Origin of the sequence: Zooshikella ganghwensis (assembly GCF_018263875.1) — a bacterium.
In the GTDB taxonomy this organism is placed as follows: Bacteria; Pseudomonadota; Gammaproteobacteria; order Pseudomonadales; family Zooshikellaceae; genus Zooshikella; species Zooshikella ganghwensis.
Window position 1 is genome coordinate 1 of record NZ_JAEVHG010000044.1, and the last position, 5,345, is coordinate 5,345.

Below are 5,345 nucleotides of genomic sequence, written 5' to 3' on the forward strand. Positions count from 1 at the left end.
GCCACAACCACCATCACCACCATGGCCGCGCCACCACAGCCCCCACCCGCTGGTTTAATCGGCGGCGGTGGCATATCCGGTAACGTCGGACTCACATCACCAATCGCCACCCCAGCGTTATAGGGGCGGAAGGTGCTGCTGTTGTTGTGGATATTGGTGACTTTGTTGGGCACCGTGAGGAAGGTGCCGGGCTTTAAGTCTTTCAGTTGCTGGGGTTGCAGGCCATTGGCATCGGCCAGCATAAACCACAGGCTACTGTCGCCCCAGAGCGCCAAGGCGATGGTTTGCAGGGTATCGCCTTGTTGTACGGTATACCCCCCCGGGCTTTGCGCCGGGTAGTTTTCACCAATGGCCTGGAAGTTGGCATCGAAGTCGGCACTGAATACCGGCTCAGTTTTATCCGGCTTGCGCATTAAGCCTTGGTTATAGGCCAGCTGAGTAGCATAGTCGGTATAGGTCGGGCCATCATCCCCCACATCGCCAATGCCAATGCCATTGACGTAGTAGAAGTGGTGGGTGCGCAGGTAGGCTTTGTGATCATCATTCCGATCATGACCTTCCTCGGTGCGGGTCAGGATCTGCCCTTTGTGGTTATTGACATAACGCAGGATACGCGCATTGTATTTGTCTTCCGCCATGTTGACATGGCCGTTGACGTCGTAATGCAGAATGGACATCCCTGGCCGCCAGGGGAAGTCAAACTCCTCATTGGTCAAGCCTTCGTTTTTGATGGTCTTCTGTTTGTAGTCGTCCCAACGTTCATAGGTGTAGTTGGTCCGCACATTGACGTCTTCGCCGAAGGTTTCGGTGGAGCTGAGGTTACCCGCCCCATCAAAGTGATAGGTACTGCCTTTGTTTTGCGCTTTACCTTTGGCAATGCTGGTGGTTTCGCGGGTTGCCCGGTTATCCTGGTCGTAGACCTTATTCACCTGCCGGTAGACATTGCTCTCCTGATCATACTCCATGTAGTGGGTGGTATTACCCACCGCATCGTTGATCCGCTTGGCCCGCAGCTTATCATCAATGTAGGTTTCGGTGAGCTTACCGTTACCATCATAGTGATAGCGTTCGGTATGCTGCTTATTAGTGGCGGTGACCCGCTGCCCGGCCAGGTTATAGCTGATCCGATACCCATGGTCACCAGGGGTGATCTGCCCGTCTTTGAGGGCGCCCATGGTGGTGGTAAAGCGATTCATGGCATCGTAGGTGTACCAGAAGTCCTGGTTATGCCAGTCGCCATTGACCTGTTGATAGCGGCTGTGCACCCGACGCCGGTTACCCATGGCATCGTACTGATACGCAATGGTGTACTTAGCATCGACGATCTTTTTGATGCGGTTCAGACTGTCGTATTCCACCGTGGAGTGTTGGGTGTAGACATTCTTGTAGCCGTCTTTCGCATCTTTATTGCTGTAGCCTTCGAAGATCAGGTTACCGTTCTTATCGTATTTAAACTCGGCATAGTTATTGGCCCCGACATCATCAATGTTTTTGATGTAGCCGTTGTTGTAGTAGCCGTAGTAAATCTCCTGATCGACCTTGCTGGTGTTTTTCAGCACCGTATCGCCTTTCTGCCAGGCCAGTTTGCCTGACGCATTGTAGCCATAGGTGAAGGTACGATCGCCTAAGTCTTTGTGGTAGTGGATACGGTCAAAGGCATCCCGATGATCCACCAGGGTGTGTTTATTACCATCGGTTTTGGTCACCACCCAGCCGCCGATGCCACCAATACTGGCCTCATAACGGTAACTGTACTGGGTCACCATGTTGCCATAGCTGTGGTGGGCGATGATGCGGCCTTTGCTGTCGTACTGGTAGCGTTCGGTATGACCTAAGGCATTGGTATGGGTCAGCCGTTGGCCCGCCGCATCATAGGTGTACTGGTCAGTATTGCCGCCCGCTCGTTCCACCCGGGTGACATTGCCGGCACGGTCATAGTGGTACTGAGTGACTTCACCCAGTTCATTGGTCTGGCTGACTTTGCGGCCAAAGGCATCAAAGCCCATCTGCACCTGACCACCATCGGCATGACGCTCAGCGACGATTTGTCCTGCCGCCCACTGTTGTTCATTGATATTGCCGTTGGCATCGGTAGTGGTGATCTGTTGTCCTAACAGGTCGTAGCCATAGTGGGTCGTTGGCCGGACTTTATGTACCAGGCCTTGCTCATCAGTCGCCTCGGTTTCCGGCGCCTGCTTGGTGACCATCTGCCCCAGCTGGTTATAGCGGAAGGTGGTGCGGTTACCAAGACCATCCACTTCTTCGATGACTTCACCAAAGGCATTAAAACGCTGCATGCGATGAATGCTGTGGCTGGTTTCCAGGCCGTCGCCAATCACATAGTCGAGGCTGGCTTTGGTATACGCAGGGCGACCGGTATTACGGTGGGTGACGCTCCCCTGGTCCAGCGCATGGAAACGACTGAGCTGGTGGTGGCCCTTGGCGCTAAATTCACCGGAATCCCCCCGCTCGGCAGCAAAGCTGTAATCCCCTTGCAGCCAGTCCAGCAGCTCCCACTGTCCCTGGGCATTTTGCTTGTAGACATTGACGGTGTAGGTGAAGGTACGGCCTTCGGCATTCTCCAGCGACACGTTGGGTTGTAGATTAATCTGCCCGGCACTGGCGTCGACAATCTCCGAGCCTTTGGCCTCACCAAAGCCGGCATTCCAGTCAAACTTCAGTTTGCCTTGGTAGCCGCCTAAGTTGGCCCAGCGTAGCTGTAAATCGTTGAGGGTTTGTTGGCTGGGTTTCGCCACTTCACCATTCGCCGCGGCGGTGGCGGCCTGTTGCTGTAAGCCAAAGCGCAGATCAAAGGTCTCACCGTGCTTGGCATTTTGCGTGGTACGGAAGATGCCTTCACCGCGGTTAATCACCGTGCCTTCGGGGGTCAGTGCCTCGTAGTAGTACTCGTAGGCCTGATTGGCGGAGAGGCCTGGCGCGTTGGTCAGATCCAGCGCCCAGTCCCCTTCGCGGTTCATCCGTGCCCCCTCAATACTGTGGCTGTACTTACCGGGCTGGTAATTGGCCTCATCGTAGGCGCGGCTGGTATAGCCTGGTTCTTGCGCGGGGCGATAATACATCCGTAACCGGGTGGCCTGCCGTGGCTGCTCTTTTAAGGTCAGCAGCTTAGGCATTTCCACGTGGTTTTTCTCCCAGCGGACCAGGGTATCGTGCTTCCAGCGTGGGGCAAAACCACTCCAGCGGTAACGACCGGTTTGTTCGGTGAGCGGTACCCAGTCACCCGCCTCGTTTTTCTTGGAGATCTTGACCTGGTATTTAAAGCCCATGTTCTTCAGGTACCACACCGAGGTGGTGTTGTCCTTGCCCCACATATTAATCGTATGGCGGCCCTGACTGGCTTTCACCACAAACGAGCCTTTGGTGTCCCAACGGTAACCCGAATCCCATTCAATCAGCAGGTCGCCATCGTACTCGCCAATATCCGACCAGGTGATCTCCACCGCGTCTTGTCGAAAGTAACAGCGGGGCCAGTGTTTACCGGCCGCTCGGGCAAATAACAGGAAGTTAAAATCAAACTTCTCACCACCGGTCATTTTAGCCTCACCAAAGGTGTACGGCGTGGCATCAATGACCTCCGTGCCAGCACTGCTGGAGGATGCTTTGGTCAGGAAGGTCATCTCTGGCTGTACCACATCGATCAGCTGGTTACGGGCATCGTAACGACTGAGGGTGATGTGGAGTTGCTTGGCGTCCAGCAAGCGTAACTGGCTGAGGGTGACCGCCTTCAGGTCGATGGTCATCGACTGAATTTCCAGCGAGGCATTGCCGTTGGCATCGTAAACAAAGACCTGGGGTGCACCGTTCTTTTTGTTGGTTTTGAACAGCTGACCGGCGGCGTTGTACTCGTAGTACTCATGCACCTGGTCATTGATGCCTTTGCCGCTGATCTCGCCATGGCTGTTGTAGTGGGTCCGCTGAATCGCGCCTACCCCCTCATCACGCCAGATTTCGCGACCTTGGCTGTCATAACCAAAACGCACCTCTACGGCCTGCTGGCTACCATCCGCCTGTTGCAGGTGCTGCCGTTTACGCACCACCTGGCCTTTGGCGTCATAGAACAGTTCCGTCACCGCACCATTGGCATCGATCTGTTTGATCATATGCCCGGCGTTGTCGTACACCTGACGGGTAATCAGGTCCTGAGCACTGAGGTTAAAGGCGGTTTGCTGACCATCGGCGGCTTCTTTGACGCTCAGGGCAGTATCCCCCTGGGCGGTGTAGTAGGTGCTGGTGGTCTGGCGGACCGTATTGCCATTGGCTGCAGTGTATTCAGCCCCTTGCTCCAGTACTTTGCGGTTCAGGGCATCGTATTGCAGATCAATGCGTTCGGCCTGATTGCCACTGTTACGGCGAATAATGGCGACATTGTTGCCATTGGCGTCGTAGAACATTTCCGTGATGGCATCGCCCTGCTGGGTTTGCCACACGGTGTTGCCCGTCACATCCGTGCCTTTAACCTGGTGGCTGACGCCCACTTGGCGGGTTAACACCAAATGACCTAAGGCATCGTACTGGTTACGGGTGATACGGTTATCGGCATGACTCGCATCCAACGCTGCCAATAGCGCGTGGGGATCGCTGTCGATGCTGAGGTTATCCCGTGCACTGTCGGGCAGGGCTTGGGCGTATTTCAGTTCTTCGACAATGTGCCCCGCTGCATCGTACTGGCGCTGGGTGGCATAACCGGAGGCATCCACCAACAGGATGGCCTGGCCTTTGGCATCGTAGAAGGTATAGGTGCTATGGCCCCGACTGTCGGTGGTTTTAATGACATTGCCGTTGGCATCGTAGACCTGGGTGTGGCCGACACGGCCATAGAAGTAACCCTGATCAATATCATGCATCAACACTTCACGGCTGTAACGGGCCAGCTCGCGGTTGTTGGCATCGTACTCAAAGTGGGTTTCGCGGTATTCCCCTTGACCTTCCGGTGGGGTATGCAGCATCAGCGTCTGGGTAGCCAACCGCTGATCATAGGTGCGCTCAGACAACCGATTACCGGCCGCATCATAGCCAAAGGTCTTCAGTACGCCATCACCATCCACCTGGGCGATTAACTGATTGCGGGCATTGTAGTACAGGGTGGTGACCTGACCATTGGCATCCGTCTCACGAATCAAGTTGCCCACCGCATCATACTGGCGGTTGACGCTGGCGACCTGTGGCCGTGGCTGCCCTTCAACCGCATGGGCTGACTGGCGTTGTTGAATCAACTGACCCTGGGCGTTATAGCGGAACTCAGTGACCCGTGGCTGATCACTGTTAGCGCCGACGATGGTCTGGGTTTTATTGCCCAGTTGATCGTACTGATGACGCGTCACGAC

At 55.2% G+C, this 5,345-nt stretch carries 1 protein-coding gene; it reads right to left on the reverse strand.

The annotated features are described in order from the left end of the window. Positions 1–5,345, reverse strand: a 5,345-nt coding sequence (locus KHS79_RS25560) for a LysM peptidoglycan-binding domain-containing protein (protein WP_212722995.1), incomplete at both ends; no start/stop codon positions are given.